This window comes from Amycolatopsis echigonensis (assembly GCF_002846615.1).
Classification (GTDB): Bacteria; Actinomycetota; Actinomycetes; order Mycobacteriales; family Pseudonocardiaceae; genus Amycolatopsis; species Amycolatopsis echigonensis.
Genome location: NZ_PJMY01000003.1, coordinates 1,162,060 through 1,176,434 on the forward strand (window position 1 = coordinate 1,162,060; position 14,375 = coordinate 1,176,434).

At 66.3% G+C, this 14,375-nt stretch carries 12 protein-coding genes; 4 read left to right on the top strand and 8 right to left on the bottom strand.

Annotated features, from left to right (window positions below; genetic code table 11):
• The first annotated feature begins 5 nt into the window (after positions 1-5).
• A complete protein-coding gene (locus ATK30_RS09920) occupies positions 6-497 on the top strand; it encodes a glutathione peroxidase (protein WP_101435331.1) in 492 nt (163 codons plus the stop codon).
• A gap of 511 nt (positions 498-1,008) precedes the next feature.
• On the opposite strand, the gene ATK30_RS09925 is transcribed toward ATK30_RS09920, so the two are convergent.
• Entirely contained in the window at positions 1,009-2,823 is a 1,815-nt protein-coding gene (locus ATK30_RS09925) for a glycoside hydrolase family 2 protein (protein WP_101435332.1), read from the bottom strand.
• A 514-nt stretch (positions 2,824-3,337) separates the two neighbouring features.
• Between ATK30_RS09925 and ATK30_RS09930 the strand changes: the two genes are divergently transcribed.
• Positions 3,338-4,591, top strand: a complete 1,254-nt coding sequence (locus ATK30_RS09930; RefSeq protein WP_101435333.1) for a glycosyltransferase family 4 protein — start codon at positions 3,338-3,340, stop codon at positions 4,589-4,591.
• Between the two features lie 65 nt (positions 4,592-4,656).
• Here ATK30_RS09930 and ATK30_RS09935 read toward each other — a convergent pair whose 3' ends face one another.
• The 6 genes from ATK30_RS09935 to aceA all read right to left on the bottom strand — a co-directional run bounded on the left by ATK30_RS09935 (position 4,657) and on the right by aceA (position 10,806).
• On the bottom strand, positions 4,657-5,118 hold the full coding sequence (locus tag ATK30_RS09935) for a MarR family winged helix-turn-helix transcriptional regulator (RefSeq protein WP_101435334.1): 462 nt from the start codon (positions 5,116-5,118) through the stop codon (positions 4,657-4,659).
• A 195-nt stretch (positions 5,119-5,313) separates the two neighbouring features.
• Positions 5,314-6,105 (bottom strand): alpha/beta fold hydrolase, encoded by a 792-nt coding sequence (locus ATK30_RS09940; RefSeq protein WP_101435335.1) that lies wholly within the window; start codon positions 6,103-6,105, stop codon positions 5,314-5,316.
• A gap of 143 nt (positions 6,106-6,248) precedes the next feature.
• Positions 6,249-6,653 carry a DMT family transporter gene (locus tag ATK30_RS09945; RefSeq protein ID WP_279629987.1) on the bottom strand — a complete coding sequence of 135 codons (405 nt, stop codon included), beginning with the start codon at positions 6,651-6,653 and terminating at the stop codon, positions 6,249-6,251.
• Positions 6,654-6,687: 34 nt separating this feature from the next.
• The gene (locus ATK30_RS09950) at positions 6,688-7,005 is read right to left on the bottom strand and encodes a DMT family transporter (RefSeq protein ID WP_101435336.1); all 318 of its coding nucleotides are present in this window, start codon (positions 7,003-7,005) and stop codon (positions 6,688-6,690) included.
• A gap of 838 nt (positions 7,006-7,843) precedes the next feature.
• The gene (gene aceB, locus ATK30_RS09955; protein WP_101435337.1) at positions 7,844-9,448 is read right to left on the bottom strand and encodes a malate synthase A; all 1,605 of its coding nucleotides are present in this window, start codon (positions 9,446-9,448) and stop codon (positions 7,844-7,846) included.
• Positions 9,449-9,516: 68 nt separating this feature from the next.
• Positions 9,517-10,806, bottom strand: coding sequence for an isocitrate lyase (gene aceA / locus ATK30_RS09960; RefSeq protein ID WP_100266719.1), 1,290 nt, complete (start codon positions 10,804-10,806; stop codon positions 9,517-9,519).
• A gap of 229 nt (positions 10,807-11,035) precedes the next feature.
• On the opposite strand from aceA, the gene ATK30_RS09965 reads away from it, so the two are divergent.
• A complete protein-coding gene (locus ATK30_RS09965; protein WP_101435338.1) occupies positions 11,036-12,460 on the top strand; it encodes a short-chain fatty acyl-CoA regulator family protein in 1,425 nt (474 codons plus the stop codon).
• A 61-nt stretch (positions 12,461-12,521) separates the two neighbouring features.
• Entirely contained in the window at positions 12,522-13,778 is a 1,257-nt protein-coding gene (ilvA, locus tag ATK30_RS09970) for a threonine ammonia-lyase IlvA (RefSeq protein ID WP_101435339.1), read from the top strand.
• Positions 13,779-14,015: 237 nt separating this feature from the next.
• Here the strand turns inward: ilvA and ATK30_RS09975 are convergent, their stop codons facing one another.
• Entirely contained in the window at positions 14,016-14,360 is a 345-nt protein-coding gene (locus tag ATK30_RS09975) for a nuclear transport factor 2 family protein (protein WP_101435340.1), read from the bottom strand.
• Positions 14,361-14,375 lie beyond the last annotated feature (15 nt).

Below are 14,375 nucleotides of genomic sequence, written 5' to 3' on the forward strand. Positions count from 1 at the left end.
ATTCCATGGGAATCCGCGACCTGCCCCTCAAGACCCTCTCCGGCGAAGACGCCACTCTCGAAGGACCGCTGGCCGGCAAGACACTGCTCGTGGTGAACGTGGCGTCGAAATGCGGCTTGACGCCGCAGTACTCCGGTCTGGAGCGGCTGCAGGAACGCTACGGTGACAAGGGCTTCTCGGTAGTCGGGTTCCCGTGCAACCAGTTCGCCGGTCAGGAGCCAGGAACGGCGGAGGAGATCCAGACGTTCTGCTCGACCACTTACGGTGTGTCGTTCCCGCTGTTCGAGAAGATCGACGTCAACGGTGAAGGCCGGCACCCGCTCTACGCAAGCATCACGGAAACTCCTGACGCGGACGGCAAAGCCGGCGATGTGCAGTGGAACTTCGAGAAGTTCCTGATCAGCCCGGACGGCGAGGTGCTCGGTCGTTTCCGTCCGCGCACAGAGCCGGAAGACGAGACGATCGTCGCGGCGATCGAAGCGGCTCTGCCTGCTTGAGCTTCGGCCTTGCTCTCCGGTCTGCGTTGTCGCGGCCGGAGAGCATTCGCCGTTTTTCGGCAACTGCCAGCGAACGCAGATGGCGACTGGCGTCTGACGGAAATGGCACTATCCGTTGGTTTGTGCCGTTGCCGTCAAGTGGCGAAACGCCGGGCGTTCATTTGCTGCCGCTCGCCCCGTGGCGTTGTCGCCTCTCAGCGGCGACAACCGACTAACGCCGTGAGTCGCCGCGAGCGGACGTCACCACGCACCACAACGTCAGCCCGGTGCCACTGGCCAAGGATGCTGTTGCCGTCCAAAGGTGAGTTCGGCACCACGGCGCTATAGCCGCTGACCGGCGACGGTGAAGCAGCAAGTTCGGGCTGGACGACATCGCGCACGCTTCGAAACGCCGTCGACCAGTTCGTCGCCAGTGAGCGGCGAATCGCAAGTCGGCCTGGTTCGTCCCCCAGGCCGCAGTCCCCGTGCAGGACTGCATATCTCGCGTTGCCGCTCAGTGGCGAATCGCAGGTCAACGGCTATCCGAAGCCTCGCCAGCCGGCTCGGCAACGGACTTCACCTCGGGGTGCGAACCACGCGCGATCACCGCTCGGTTGTGGTTCGCGGCATCGGCGAAGTCGAGCTTCTGCACTCGGCGATCGTAGGTGAGGAGACCGTTCACTTCGTTCTCTACATCAGTGGTCTGAGTATAGATCGCACCGGACAACCCCAGACCGGAAACCAACCCTTCGAGGCGTTCGCTCACCTGCGCGTACCGACGTGTGAGGTGGGCGGAATCGGTCGTCATCTCGTAGGCATTGGGCGGACCTGGCCAAACGTGGCCTTCGAGGATCAAGCCCAAGCCGCCGTATTCGCCGTCCACCAACGCGCGATGGTCCCCCTCATGCGGCTCGCCCGGTCCGACGTATGTGTGATCGTCGTAGATGTCGCCCGCACCAGTGTCCGGACGAGAGAAACAGCAGTTCACGCCGCTGTTGGCGATCACTAGCCGCGTCGGGTCGAGGTCTTTTACGAATGCCGCGACACGGGCGGTGTCGAATTCTCCCCAGCCTTCGTTGAACGGCACCCAGGCGACGATCGACGTGACATTGCGCAGCTGCGCGACCATTTCCCGCAGCTCGGCTTCGAATCGTTGTTGTCCTTCGGGCAACGGATCCGGCGCGTGCCCAGGAGGCCCGGCGAACGAGACGACCAGCGACGGCATGTCCTGCCAGACAACCAGACCCAGCCGGTCCGCCCAGTAGTACCAGCGCGCGGGCTCGACCTTGACGTGCTTGCGGACCAGGTTGAACCCGAGTTCCTTCGTCTTTTCGAGATCAAACCGAAGCGCCTCGTCGGTCGGCGCGGTGTAACCGCCGTCCGGCCAGTAACCCTGGTCGAGTGGTCCGTGCATGAAGGTGATCCGGCCATTCAGAGCGATCCGTGGCCGTCCGTTGACATCCGGGACGATTTCTACCGTTCGCAGACCGCAATAGCTGGCGACTTCGTCCAATACATCACCGTGCGCATCCAGCAGCCGGACAGTGATGTCGTAGAGAAACGGATCGTCAGGAGACCACGGATGCGGCTCCGGAAGGTTGGCCCGCAGCCGCGCACCGGCGCTGCTCTGAACGCGCGCCACCTCGTCGCCGTTTGGCGGCGAAACGATCAACTCCACCTCAGTGCCGCCGGTGACCTGCGGGAACACTGACACGCCCGAGAGGTCCGAGGTGATCTCGAGGGAGGATATGCGCTCGTTCGGCACCGGCTCGATCCACACCGTCTGCCAAATTCCCGACGTCGGAGTGTAGCAGATACCGCCAGGTTCGTTGCGCTGCTTGCCGATCGGGTACGGCTCGATGTCCGTGCGGTCCTCTGCGCGAACGGTAATTTCCTGCGGGCCCGATGCACGGAGCGCGTCCGTGATGTCCGCCGAGAACGCCGTGTACCCGCCCTCATGGGTGACCACCGACTGGTTGTTGACCCGCACCTCGGCTTTCTGGTCGACTGCACCGAAATGCAGCAGCACCCGTCGCCCGCTCCAGCTTTCCGGGACCTCGAACAGCCGTCGGTACCACAGCACTTCGTCGCGTCGGCCGATGCCAGAGAGCGCTGATTCAGGCGAGAAAGGAACCAGGATGTGCTCGCTGTACCCGACGGGTCGCGGCTCCGCGGGCGAAGCAGGCCATCCTGCGTACTCCCAGATGCCGTTGAGGCTCAGCCATTCCGGTCGGCAAAGCTGGGGCCGCGGGTACTCGGGCAGCACCGCGGCCGGGTCGACTCGGTCGGTCCACGGGGTAGTCAGTGGCGGATCCGCGCGCTGCCATTCGGGCTCTGTTGGAGTCATCACTGGCCATGGTGGCAGAGAATCGCGGTCTGCGGCATAGCTTGCGGGCTGTTCGGAGGCCGGTGAGCGGATGCTGCTCGACGGTCACGTCGGCTGCTGATCGTCGATGGCTGGCAACTGGTCGCCGTGGGTTCCCCAGGCGAAGCAGCGGGATGGCCGTCGGCGACCTCTTCGCCGCTCAGTGGCTAATAGCTGGTCAGCCACTGGTGAGCGGGCTCCAGCTCAGGACGCCGAGGGGGTGTGGCTGTGCGTGAGGGCTGCTCGTAGCGGCAGAGCAACTCGTGGTTCCGTCTAGCGCTCGCTACTGGTCCACGGCAAGGGGCTGAGCTGCGGGGATGCGATCGCCGCGAGCTGGCGAGACAACCAGGCGGTGCTGTTGCCGTTTTTCGGCAAAACGCTCTGACCAGCTGATTCTTCCCTGCTCATGCCCTCTTTCGCCGGCTGGCGGCGACGCTTTCCGCCGGTCGTTCGGGCGGGCGACCCAGGGTAAGCGACTGGCGAGTAACCTCGGGCCATGCGCGTGCTGATGTTGTCCTGGGAGTACCCGCCGGTGGTCATCGGCGGGCTGGCCCGGCACGTTCACGCGCTGGCGAGGCACCTCGCGCAGCAGGGCCACGACGTCGTCGTCCTTTGCCGGCACACCGCGGGCACCGACGCCTCGACGCATCCGCGCAGCGATCGGGTCATCGAGGGGGTACGGGTCGTTCGCGTGGCCGAGGACCCGATGCACCTGACTTTCGAGCGGGATCTTGTCGCCTGGACGCTCGCCATGGGCCACGCCATGGTCCGGGCGGCGCAGGATTTGCTCCGCACGTGGCAGCCCGACGTCGTGCACGCCCACGACTGGCTGGTCACGCATCCGGCGATCGCGGTCGCCGAGGCTGCTCGCGTGCCGCTCGTCGGGACGATCCATGCGACCGAAGCGGGTCGGCATTCCGGTTGGCTGTCGCATCCGCTCAACCAGCAGGTGCATTCGGTCGAATGGTGGCTGGCCAATCGCGCCGACGCGGTGATCACCTGTTCGCAGGCCATGCGCAAGGAGGTCGCGCATCTCTTCGAGATCGACCCGGCCGACGTCGCGGTGATCCACAACGGCATCGAAGGACGCAGCTGGCGCGTGTCGACCGGCGAAGTCGCGCGGATGCGGGAGCAGCACAGTCCGGACGGTTCGCCGTTCCTGCTGTTCTTCGGCCGGTTGGAGTGGGAAAAGGGCGTGCAAGACCTGCTGGCCGCGTTGCCCCGGATCCGCCGCCAGTTCCCGGGGACCCGGGTGGTCGTCGCCGGAAAAGGGCGACATCACGACGAACTTGTCGCGCAGGCTCGCAAGCTGCGGATCCGCCGGGCGGTGGACTTCGTCGGGCATCTCTCCGACCGCGACCTGCGAGCTCTCCTCGCAGCTGCCGACGCAGTCGTGCTGCCCAGCCGGTATGAGCCGTTCGGCATCGTCGCGTTGGAAGCCGCTGCCGCAAAAGCACCGTTGGTGGCGTCGACCGCCGGTGGGCTCGGCGAGGTCGTCATCGACGGCGAGACCGGCCTGGCTTTCGAGCCTGGCGACGTCGCTGGCCTCGCGTCGGCCGTAGCGACGGTCTTGAGCGACGTTCCGGCCGCGACCCGGCGCGCGCGTGCGGCGCAGGCCCGGCTTGGCGCGGATTTTGATTGGGGCCGGATCGCAGAGGCGACCGTCGAGGTTTATCGGCGGGCCCGAGTCGGTGAGCCGGTAGAATTGGGGCGACCGAAGATCGCGACGGGCAATGCGTTCGAGGTGTAAGACACGCGTCGGTCAGCGGCTTGCGAGATTCGCCGTTCAGCGGCGAATGCCTGGTCAGAGTGCTGTCAGCGAGGGTCGACGGCGGCGATGAGGTCGCGGTAGCCGGGGTCTGCTGCTACTCGGTCGAAAGCGCTTGCCAACGCGGCTTCGTAGACTGGGACAGCGTTGCGCAGCATGACTCGGCCGGCGTCGGTGATTCCGGTGTAGACGCCGCGGCGGTCGTATTCGCAGAGACGTCGTTCTGTCAGGCCGGTCCGTTCGAGCCGGCCGACCAGGCGGGTCGCGGAACTCTGGTTGAGTGACGTCGCGTCAGCGAGCTCCTGCATGCGGAGTTCGCCGTCGGGGTGATCGGCCAGCGACATCAGAGCGACGAATTCCGAGAAGCCGAGGTGCAGCTGCCGTTGCAGGGCCTGTTCGACCTCGTGGTCGATGCGGCTGCGAAGTGCCATCATGCGGGGCCACATCGCGCCGAGCGCGGTGAGTTTCGCCCCTGCCTGCTTGCGGTCAGGGGAAGGTGTGGTGGTCACGCGAACGACCTCTCCGGCAAAGCCTTGTCCGGCATCGAGAAATGACGCCGAGACCTCTTGTATAGCACATGTGCGTGCATGCAATTGAGTCCTCGTCAGCGTCTCGCCAGCGGAGGACCGTGGTTGATCGGCACGCCATCACACTGCGAGGAGACGTTCTGTTGCGTAAGAACCTGGACGGCTTGGCGGAACCGGTCAGGCCAATGTTCGCAGGAACTGTCGCAGCAATGGGTTGACCTGCTCTGGATGAGTCAGGGTCGGCGTGTGGGCCGCGCCGCGGATTACGTGCACGTCGCTGGCGTTCGGGAGGCGTTCGCTCAGCAGGTCCATACGGTCGCGAGGGAGTGAAACGTCGTGTTCGCCCCACATCAGCAGCGTCGGGCAGGTGATTTCATTCAGGCGGCCCGAGACGTCGTCTCGCTCGATCAGGCAGTGCGCAGCAGGGCCCAGCGGGAGCGCGGCTGCGGCACGCCATCGCGCACGTAACTCGTCGCGCAGGTCGGATTCTCCGAGCAGTTGCGTCGACAGGGGTACGGTCAGGTCGTCAATGGGGCCGTATTCGCGCAGAGCTGCGAACATGTCGCCGTAGCCTGCCTTGTCGACCGGATCGCACGGTGTTGCTTCCGTGTCCCAGAGCACCAGACCGGCGACTCGTTCCGGTGCCAGCAACGCAATCCGCAGTGCCGTGAAGCCGCCTTGGGAGAGTCCACCTGCGACGGCGCGTTCAACGCCCAGGTGATCCAGGAGGCCGAGCGCGTCCCGAGCCTGGTCCCAGTAGGTGTATGACGTGCCGGGTTCGGTGTCCGGGGTTTGGCCGTGGCCGCGGGCGTCCCAGGTGATCACGCGCCACTCCGGCGCGAGCATCGCTGCTTGCGGCGAGAAGGTCGAGTGGTCCAGGAAGTAGCCGTGACCTAGAAGCAAGGCCGGTCCGTCTCCCCCGCTGTCCGCGAAGAAGATCGGGCGATCGTTCACGGTCGCGATGGGCATTTGGCTGGCCTCCAGGTTCGTCGCAAACAATGCTGCCGCGCCGGTGCAGCGTACTGACGAAAACGTGAGCACGGTGCCCGCGACCAGGACTAGGCAGGTTCGCCGCCAGCTGGCGAATTCAGCGGGACGCAGGCCGGATACGGTCAGTCGTCGGTCGTCGCCGAATCGGTTGACCCACCGGCGAGTTTGAGGCAGATGACTCCGGCGATGATCACTACCAGGAACAGGATTCGCAGGGGTCCCAGACTTTCGCCGAAAATGATCGCGCCGAAGATCGCGGCACCGCTTGCGCCGATGCCGGTCCAGACCGCGTAGCCGACGCCGACATCGATGGTGCGCAAAGCCAGGCTGAGCGTGAAAATCGTTGCGGCGGCGGCAATCACGGTGGCGATCGACCACGGCAGGTTGGTGAAGCCGCGGCTGCCGTCCGTGCTGACGGCGAACGCGATTTCGCAGACTCCGGCGAAGAGAAGAATGCCCCACGCACGGCGAGTGGTCTGCGTCTTCCCTGGCGCGATGGCTGGTGCTGCTTCGGGCTGAACGGACACGGCGGAAATCCTTTCGGGAGAAGGAAGACGAGGGTCAGGCACCGGTCAGCTGGAGGTCGATGATGCCGCAGATCACCAGGCCGAAGCCGATGAGCTTGCGCCAGTCGAGCTTCTCTTTGAAGATCAGCGCGCCCAGCAGCACGATGCCGACCGAGCCGAGACCGGTCCAGATCGCGTAGCCGACGCCGACGTCGAGGGTCAGCAGAGCGCGGCTGAGAAAGAAGATGCCGCCGGCCGCCATGACCAGCGTGAATACCGACGGCCACAGCTTGGTGAACCCGTCCGCGGCGTTGGCTCCGAGCGCGAAGGCGATCTCGAAGAACACGGCGATGCCGAGATAAAGCCAGTGCATGGTTTCTCCGGGTGCGCATGAGGTCGGAAGCTGCTCGGCACCCTTGCCGGCGACGCTCCCCCAGTTAGTTACTTGTGCAATATATGTATGTCAAATCAAATAGGCAAGAGGGACATCGGGGTGCTGGAGCGGCTGACGCGGAACTGAGTTGCGGTGGCCAGCAGAGGGCTGGATGCTCAGAAAGGGGCGTTGACCAGGTATTCGCCACTGAGCGGCAACGGCAGTGCGGGCAGGGCGAGGGCCCGAGAGTTTGTGGTGCCGACCATGGCATCAACCAGTTGGAGAGGGCGAGGAGCCGGGCTCTCGGAGGGATCGTGAGGGAGTGCGACGGCTGGGTGTCGCCAGGATCTGGACACCGGTTGAACAGCGCAGGGCGATGTCGACCTGGCATGGATTTGGCACGGGCCTCGCAGGCGACTGGGCCTGGAGGTCACGTCCGGACCGGTTCATGCGGGCCGAACCATCTGCAGGAGCAGAAGGCCCGAGCGGGGCGGGAGCAAACGAGCCCTAGGGCCATGTAGGGATTCGCCACTGAGCGACCACGGCGGCGCGGCTCCGAACAGCAGCCCCGTTCCGCGGGACGCACAGGCACGAACAGCGGCCGAGCACGCGCGGAAGCGGGCGAGACCCAAGCAGGGCCCAAGCCCGAAGCACTGGAAACTCCGTGAAACCGAAAACCCGCGCCCCTCGCCTCTCAACGGCGAAAGAGCGCGGGTCCGGAAAGACCCGGGCCCGGTGGCGGGGAGCCTCCGCCACCGGACCCGTCCCCAACACCATCCCAAAATGTGGTGCGGGGTAACCGGTCGCCGGTGGTCAGGTCACTGGCGACCGGAGCCTGTCACCGCTCGGTCAGGTAGCGGGCGTAGGCGACAGTCGTGAGGAAGCTCGGCAGCTTCTCGCCGAGAGCGGTCTCGGTGAAGATCGCGCGAGCGTCGTCGAGGCGGGCCGACAGGCCGAGGTCCGCGCGGACCTTCGCCAGTTCGTCGTCCAGGAATTCGACGGCCAGCTCGTGGGTCAGCGCCGTGCCGTCCTCGAGCTTCGTGCCGTTGCGGATCCACTGCCACACCTGGCACCGCGCGATCTCGGCCGTCGCGGCGTCTTCCATGAGGTTGTGGATCGCCGCGGCACCGGTGCCGCGCAGCCAGGAGTCGATGTAGCGGAGGGCGACGTTGATGTTCGCTCGCACGCCCGCTTCGGTGACCTCGCCGCCGGCGCTCGCGACGTCGAGCAAGTCCGAAGCTTCGACCGTGACGTCTTCGCGCAGCTTGCCGAGCTGGTTCGGCCAGCCGCCGAGGACGCGGTCGAACACCTCGCGGCACACCGGGACCAGGCCGGGGTGCGCGACCCACGAGCCGTCGAAACCGTCACCGGCCTCGCGTTCCTTGTCCTGGCGGACCTTCTCCAGCGCGTTCTCGTTGGTGGCCGGGTCCTTGCTCGGGATGAACGCCGCCATCCCGCCGATCGCGTGCGCTCCGCGGCGGTGGCAGGTGCGGACGAGCAGTTCGGTGTAGGCACGCATGAAGGGGACCGTCATCGTGACCTGAGCGCGGTCCGGCAGCACGAAGTCGGCACCGTGCGCGGAGAAGTTCTTGATGACGCTGAAGATGTAGTCCCAGCGTCCGGCGTTCAGGCCGGCCGCGTGTTCGCGCAGTTCGTAGAGGATCTCGTCCATCTCGAAGGCCGCGGTGATCGTCTCGATCAGCACGGTCGCGCGGATGGTGCCGCGCGGGATGCCGAGTTCCTTCTGCGCCAGCAGGAACACGTCGTTCCACAGTCGCGCTTCCTGGTGGCTTTCCAGCTTCGGCAGGTAGAAGTACGGGCCGCTGCCGCGCGCCAGGAGCTGCCGGGCGTTGTGGAAGAAGTACAGCCCGAAGTCCACGAGGCTCGCCGAAACCGGGCGGCCGTCGATGCGGATGTGCTTCTCGACCAGGTGCCAGCCGCGGGGGCGGGCGACGATCGTCGCCGGGTCGTCGCCGATCGTGTAGCGCTTGCCGGCCTCGGTGGTGAAGTCGATGTTGCGGCGGATGGCGTCGAACAGGTTGAGCTGGCCGTCGATAACGTTGTGCCAGGTCGGCGAGGTCGCGTCCTCGAAGTCCGCCAGCCACACCTTCGCGCCGGAGTTGAGCGCGTTGACCGTCATCTTCCGGTCGGTCGGGCCGGTGATCTCGACGCGCCGGTCCTCCAGACCGGGCGCGACCGGGGCGACGTGCCAGCTCTCGTCCGACCGGATCGACCGAGTCTCGGGCAGGAAGTCCAGCTGCTCCTCCCCCGACTGCAGCCGCTCGCGACGACGGCGGCGTTCGTCGAGCAGTTCGCGGCGGCGTCCGGCGAAGGTGTTGTCGAGTTTGGCTACGAAGTCCAGTGCTGCCGGGGTGAGGATCTCGGCGAAGCGGCCATCGGCGGGCCCGGTGACCTCGATGCGGGTGTTCAACGTGCTAGCCATCTCGTACCTCCGCGAAGGGGGAAAGGAAGGGGCGGGCCGGCGACCGGAATCGCCGGCCCGCGGGTGCGTCAGTGGAACTGGTCTTCTTCGGTCGAACCCTTGAGCGCGGTGGTCGAGCTCTCCGGGTTCAGCGCGGTGGAGACCAGGTCGAACCAGCCGGTGCCGACCTCGCGCTGGTGCTTCGTCGCGGTGTAGCCGCGCTCCTCCGAAGCGAACTCGCGCTCCTGCAGGTCGACGTAGGCGCTCATGCCGTTGCGGGCGTAGCCGTGCGCCAGGTCGAACATCGAGTAGTTCAGCGCGTGGAAACCGGCCAGCGTGATGAACTGGAACTTGTAGCCCATGGCGCCGAGTTCGCGCTGGAACCGCGCGATGGTGTCGTCGTCCAGGTGCTTCTTCCAGTTGAACGACGGCGAGCAGTTGTAGGCCAGCATCTGGTCCGGGTACTGCGCCTTGATCGCCTCGGCGTACTTGCGGGCGACCTCGAGGTCCGGCGTCGAGGTCTCCATCCACAGCAGGTCGGCGTACTGCGCGTAGGCCAGGCCGCGGTCGATGCACGGCTCGATGCCGTTGTTGACCTCGTAGAAGCCCTCGGAGGTGCGGCCGCCGGTGAGGTACTTGCGGTCGCGCTCGTCGACGTCGCTGGTCAGCAGGGTCGCGGCCTGCGCGTCGGTGCGGGCGACGACCAGGGTCGGCACGTTCAGCACGTCGGCGGCGAGACGGGCGGCGTTCAGGGTGCGCTCGTGCTGCTTGGTCGGGATGAGGACCTTGCCGCCGAGGTGGCCGCACTTCTTCTCGGACGCGAGCTGGTCTTCCCAGTGCACGCCCGCGGCGCCCGCCGCGATCATGCCCTTCATCAGCTCGAACGCGTTCAGCGGACCGCCGAAGCCGGCTTCGGCGTCGGCGACGATCGGGGCGAACCAGTCGATGTCGCCGTTGCCCTCGGCCCAGTTGATCTGGTCGGCGCGGCCCAGCGCGTTGTTGATGCGGCGGACGACGGCCGGGACCGAGTTGGCCGGGTAGAGGCTCTGGTCCGGGTAGGTCTGGCCGGCGAGGTTGGCGTCGGCGGCGACCTGCCAGCCGGACAGGTAGATGGCCTTCAGGCCGGCGCGCACCTGCTGCACGGCCTGGTTGCCGGTGAGGGCGCCCAGCGCGTGGACGTAGTCCTCGCTGTGCAGCAGCTCCCACAGCTTCTCGGCGCCGCGGCGGGCGAGGGTGTGCTCTTCGACGACAGAACCGCGAAGCTTCACCACGTCGGCGGCGGAGTAGGTCCGCTGGACACCCGCCCAGCGGGGGTCGGTCTTCCACTGCTCGGCCAGCTCGGCCGCCGCCTGCTCGAGCTGATTGGCCTGCTCGGTCATCGGACTCTCCCGTGTTGCGAAGTTTGCGATTGCTCGCCTTGCCTGGTCACAACCCTGACACGAGCCTGAAAACCCGGTCTACCGCTCCAATTTGCCAATTTCTGCGAAGGTTACCTAGCATGTTGCAAAGGTTGCGAATCTGTGGTTCGCAACCGCAGCGAAAATTCGCGGGCTTGATCGTTCACGTAATCGTTCAGGCCGGGAAACCTTCCGGCCGGATGGAGCACCCATGGACAAAACTTTCGCCGGGGCGCGGTTGCGGCATCTGCGCGAAAGCCGGTCGATGAGCCAGGCTGACCTCGCCCGTGTGCTCGAGATCTCACCCAGTTATCTCAATCAGATCGAGCACAACTCGCGCCCGTTGACTGTGCCGGTCCTGCTGCGGATCACGCAGGCGTTCGGGGTCGACACCGAGTTCTTCGCCAACAACGACACCTCGCGGCTCGTCGCTGACGTGAAAGAAGCCCTGCTCGACGAGGCCGTGGGCATCGAAGCGACCACGAGCGAGCTGAACGACCTGGCCAGCAACCTGCCGTCCATCGCCCAAGCGCTGGTGAAACTGCACCGCAGCTACCGCAACGCGGTCGAGAGCACGGCCGCGCTGACCACCGAAAACGGGCTCGGCCTGCACGGGAGCGCCGCCGCGCCGCTGCCGCACGAGGAGGTTCGCGACTTCTTCTACGAGCGGGAGAACTACGTCGCCGAGCTGGACGAGCGGGCCGAGAAGATGGCCGCGCAGATCCCGCTGCGCCGCGGCTCGGTGCTCGGGTCGCTCAAGGAACGGTTGTGGCAGCGCTACGGCGTCGACGTGACGAACGAGGGCATCAACGAATCCGCAGGTGAGCAGCATCGGTACGAGCCGGCGACGCGGGTGTTGCGGCTGGCGCCGAGCCTGCGCGTCGGACAGCAGGCGTTCCGGATGGCGTCCCAGATCGCGTTGCTGGAATACGACGACTTGATCACCGAACTCGCCGATTCGTGGGCGTTTTCCGGCCCAGCCGCGCGGACGCTCGCGCGCGTCGGCCTGGCGAACTACTTCGCCGGCGCGCTGATCCTCCCGTATGGCCCGTTCCTGGCCGCGGCCGAGGAGTTCCGATACGACATCGAGCGGCTTTGCGACCACTTCGGCGTCGGTTTCGAGACCACGTGCCACCGGCTGTCGACTCTTCAGCGGCCAAAACAGCGCGGCGTGCCGTTCTCGTTCGTGCGGGTCGACCGGGCCGGGAACATGTCGAAACGCCAGTCGGCGGCGGGGTTCCACTTCTCGCGCGTCGGTGGCGCCTGCCCGTTGTGGAACATCTACGAGGCCTTCACCTCGCCGGGCAAGATCCTCACGCAGATCGCGGCGCTGCCCGACGGCAAGCGGTACTTCTGGGTCGCACGGACGGTGTCGCGCAATATCGGCGGGTACGGCAGCCCGGGCAAGACGTTCACCGTCGGCCTCGGCTGCGAGCTGCGCCACGCTGGTCGCCTGATCTACTCGACCGGTCTTGACCTGGACGAACCCGCCGCCGCGACGCCGATCGGCATGGGCTGCAAGGTGTGCGATCGGCCCGCTTGTTCGCAACGCGCGTTTCCGGCAATCGGCAAACCGCTCACGGTGGACGAAAACACCAGCACGTTCGTCCCGTACCCGGCCGTCCCGAAGACGTGAACGCAACCTGTGACCTGAGTGCCTCGGACGTGTTCACCGGGTGCGAAGTACATTCACCCGAGTGCACGACATCGACACGGTGAACGCAGAACTGGTCGAGCAGGCCGCCGAACGGCTCGCGGGCGTGGTCACACGCACGCCCCTCGAGCCCAATGCGCGTCTCTCGTCCCGCGTAGACGCGCGCGTCTGGCTTAAGCGCGAAGATCAGCAGACGGTCCGGTCGTACAAGATCCGCGGCGCGTACAACTTCATCGTGCAACTCGACGCTGAGACGCGGGCGCGCGGTGTCGTATGCGCGAGCGCTGGTAACCACGCACAAGGCGTCGCGTACGCGTGTCGCCGTTTAGGGGCGAATGGTCGCGTGTACGTGCCGGGTACGACGCCTCGGCAGAAGCGCGAACGCATTGCGACGCTCGGCGGCGCGCACATCGAGGTCATCGTTGTCGGCGAGACATACGAAGACGCCTTCGCCGCGGCTAAAGACGACGCCCACCGCACTGGAGCCACGCTCGTGCCGGCGTTCGACGACGTCCGCACTGTTGCCGGTCAGGGCACTGTCGCGCTTGAAGTGGTTTCGCAGCTCGGGTTCGTGCCCGATGTCCTGGTCGTGCCAGTTGGCGGCGGCGGGTTGCTGGCTGGGATCGCGACGTGGGTTCGCGAGCGGCATCCGGACATCCGGGTCGTCGGCGTCGAACCGGCGGGCGCGATGTGCATGGCAGCGGCTCTCGAAGCGGGTGAACCGGTGCGGATCGACGCGGTGGACCCATTCGTGGACGGTGCCGCGGTGCGCGAGGCCGGTCAGGTGACGTTCCCGTTGATCCGGGACAGCGGCGCGGAACTGACCTCCATCGCCGAGGGCGCGGTGTGCACGGAGATGCTGTCGATGTACCAATCGGACGGCATCATCGCTGAACCCGCGGGTGCGCTCGCGGCCGCTTCGCTCGGGGCGAGCGTGCAGGTCGAGCCGGGGCAGACCGTGGTGTGCATCGTGTCCGGCGGCAACAACGACGTCAGCCGGTACAGCGAGATCCTCGAACGCTCGCTGATGCACGAGGGGTTGAAGCACTACTTCCTCGTCAGCTTCCCGCAGGAACCTGGTGCGCTCCGGCGATTCCTTGACGAAATCCTCGGGCCAGAGGACGACATCACGCGGTTCGAGTACGTGAAGCGCAACAACCGGGAGATCGGCCCGGCGCTGATCGGCGTCGAGATCCCCCGGCGCGCGGATCTGCCGGGGCTGTTGGCACGACTGGAGAAGAGTCCGCTGCAGGTGGAGCAGGTGGAGCCGGGGAGTCCGTTGTTCCACTTCCTGCTCTGAGGTGTCGCTGGTCTGGCCTGCCTCGGCAAGACGGTTGAGCACCTGCGCGGCTGCGGCTTGGCGGGATTTGCCCGTTGGCCGACCACGCAGTGGCAAAGGCGCTGCCGGAACCGTCTGACTGCGGCGTCGAGTGAACTGTTCAGACGGTTCGATCCCTGCCGAGGACCGGCTCACCGAGCCCTGCAAGGGGTCGTTTCCGCAGGTCAGCGTGATTCGCCAAAAAACGGCAACAGCCGCTCAGCCGAGTTCGGCGCTTCCTTCGCGGTAGATCTTCGCCGACCTGATGCGGTCTCCGGCCAGCCGATAGAAGCCGGCGATGGCGAAAACGTGCTCCTCGCCGTTATGGGTGAGCCGCTCGGTCAATTGGGCGGCAACCTGGTCACCGTCCGCGAGAACGTTCTCGACCGTCAACGTCGGGAGAAGTTGTTCCATGGCACCGCTGAACAGTTCGGTCAGTTCGTCGCGTCCGCGCGCGACGCTGTTGCCGGTGATCCAGACCGCGTCCTCGGTGAAGCCGTCGAGGAGGGCTTGAAGATCACGGTTGTTGAAGGCGGCGACGTGCCGATGGAGGGCTTCGCTCATGAGGCGAGGCGATCG

Bases quoted from the DNA above. Each gene is read 5' to 3' on its own strand.
- ATK30_RS09920 (WP_101435331.1), top strand. From the start codon at position 6: ATGGGAATCCGCGACCTGCCCCTCAAGACCCTCTCCGGCGAAGACGCC.
- ATK30_RS09925 (WP_101435332.1), bottom strand. From the start codon at position 2,823: ATGACTCCAACAGAGCCCGAATGGCAGCGCGCGGATCCGCCACTGACT.
- ATK30_RS09930 (WP_101435333.1), top strand. From the start codon at position 3,338: ATGCGCGTGCTGATGTTGTCCTGGGAGTACCCGCCGGTGGTCATCGGC.
- ATK30_RS09940 (WP_101435335.1), bottom strand. From the start codon at position 6,105: ATGCCCATCGCGACCGTGAACGATCGCCCGATCTTCTTCGCGGACAGC.
- ATK30_RS09950 (WP_101435336.1), bottom strand. From the start codon at position 7,005: ATGCACTGGCTTTATCTCGGCATCGCCGTGTTCTTCGAGATCGCCTTC.
- aceB (WP_101435337.1), bottom strand. From the start codon at position 9,448: ATGGCTAGCACGTTGAACACCCGCATCGAGGTCACCGGGCCCGCCGAT.
- aceA (WP_100266719.1), bottom strand. From the start codon at position 10,806: ATGACCGAGCAGGCCAATCAGCTCGAGCAGGCGGCGGCCGAGCTGGCC.
- ATK30_RS09965 (WP_101435338.1), top strand. From the start codon at position 11,036: ATGGACAAAACTTTCGCCGGGGCGCGGTTGCGGCATCTGCGCGAAAGC.
- ATK30_RS09975 (WP_101435340.1), bottom strand. From the start codon at position 14,360: ATGAGCGAAGCCCTCCATCGGCACGTCGCCGCCTTCAACAACCGTGAT.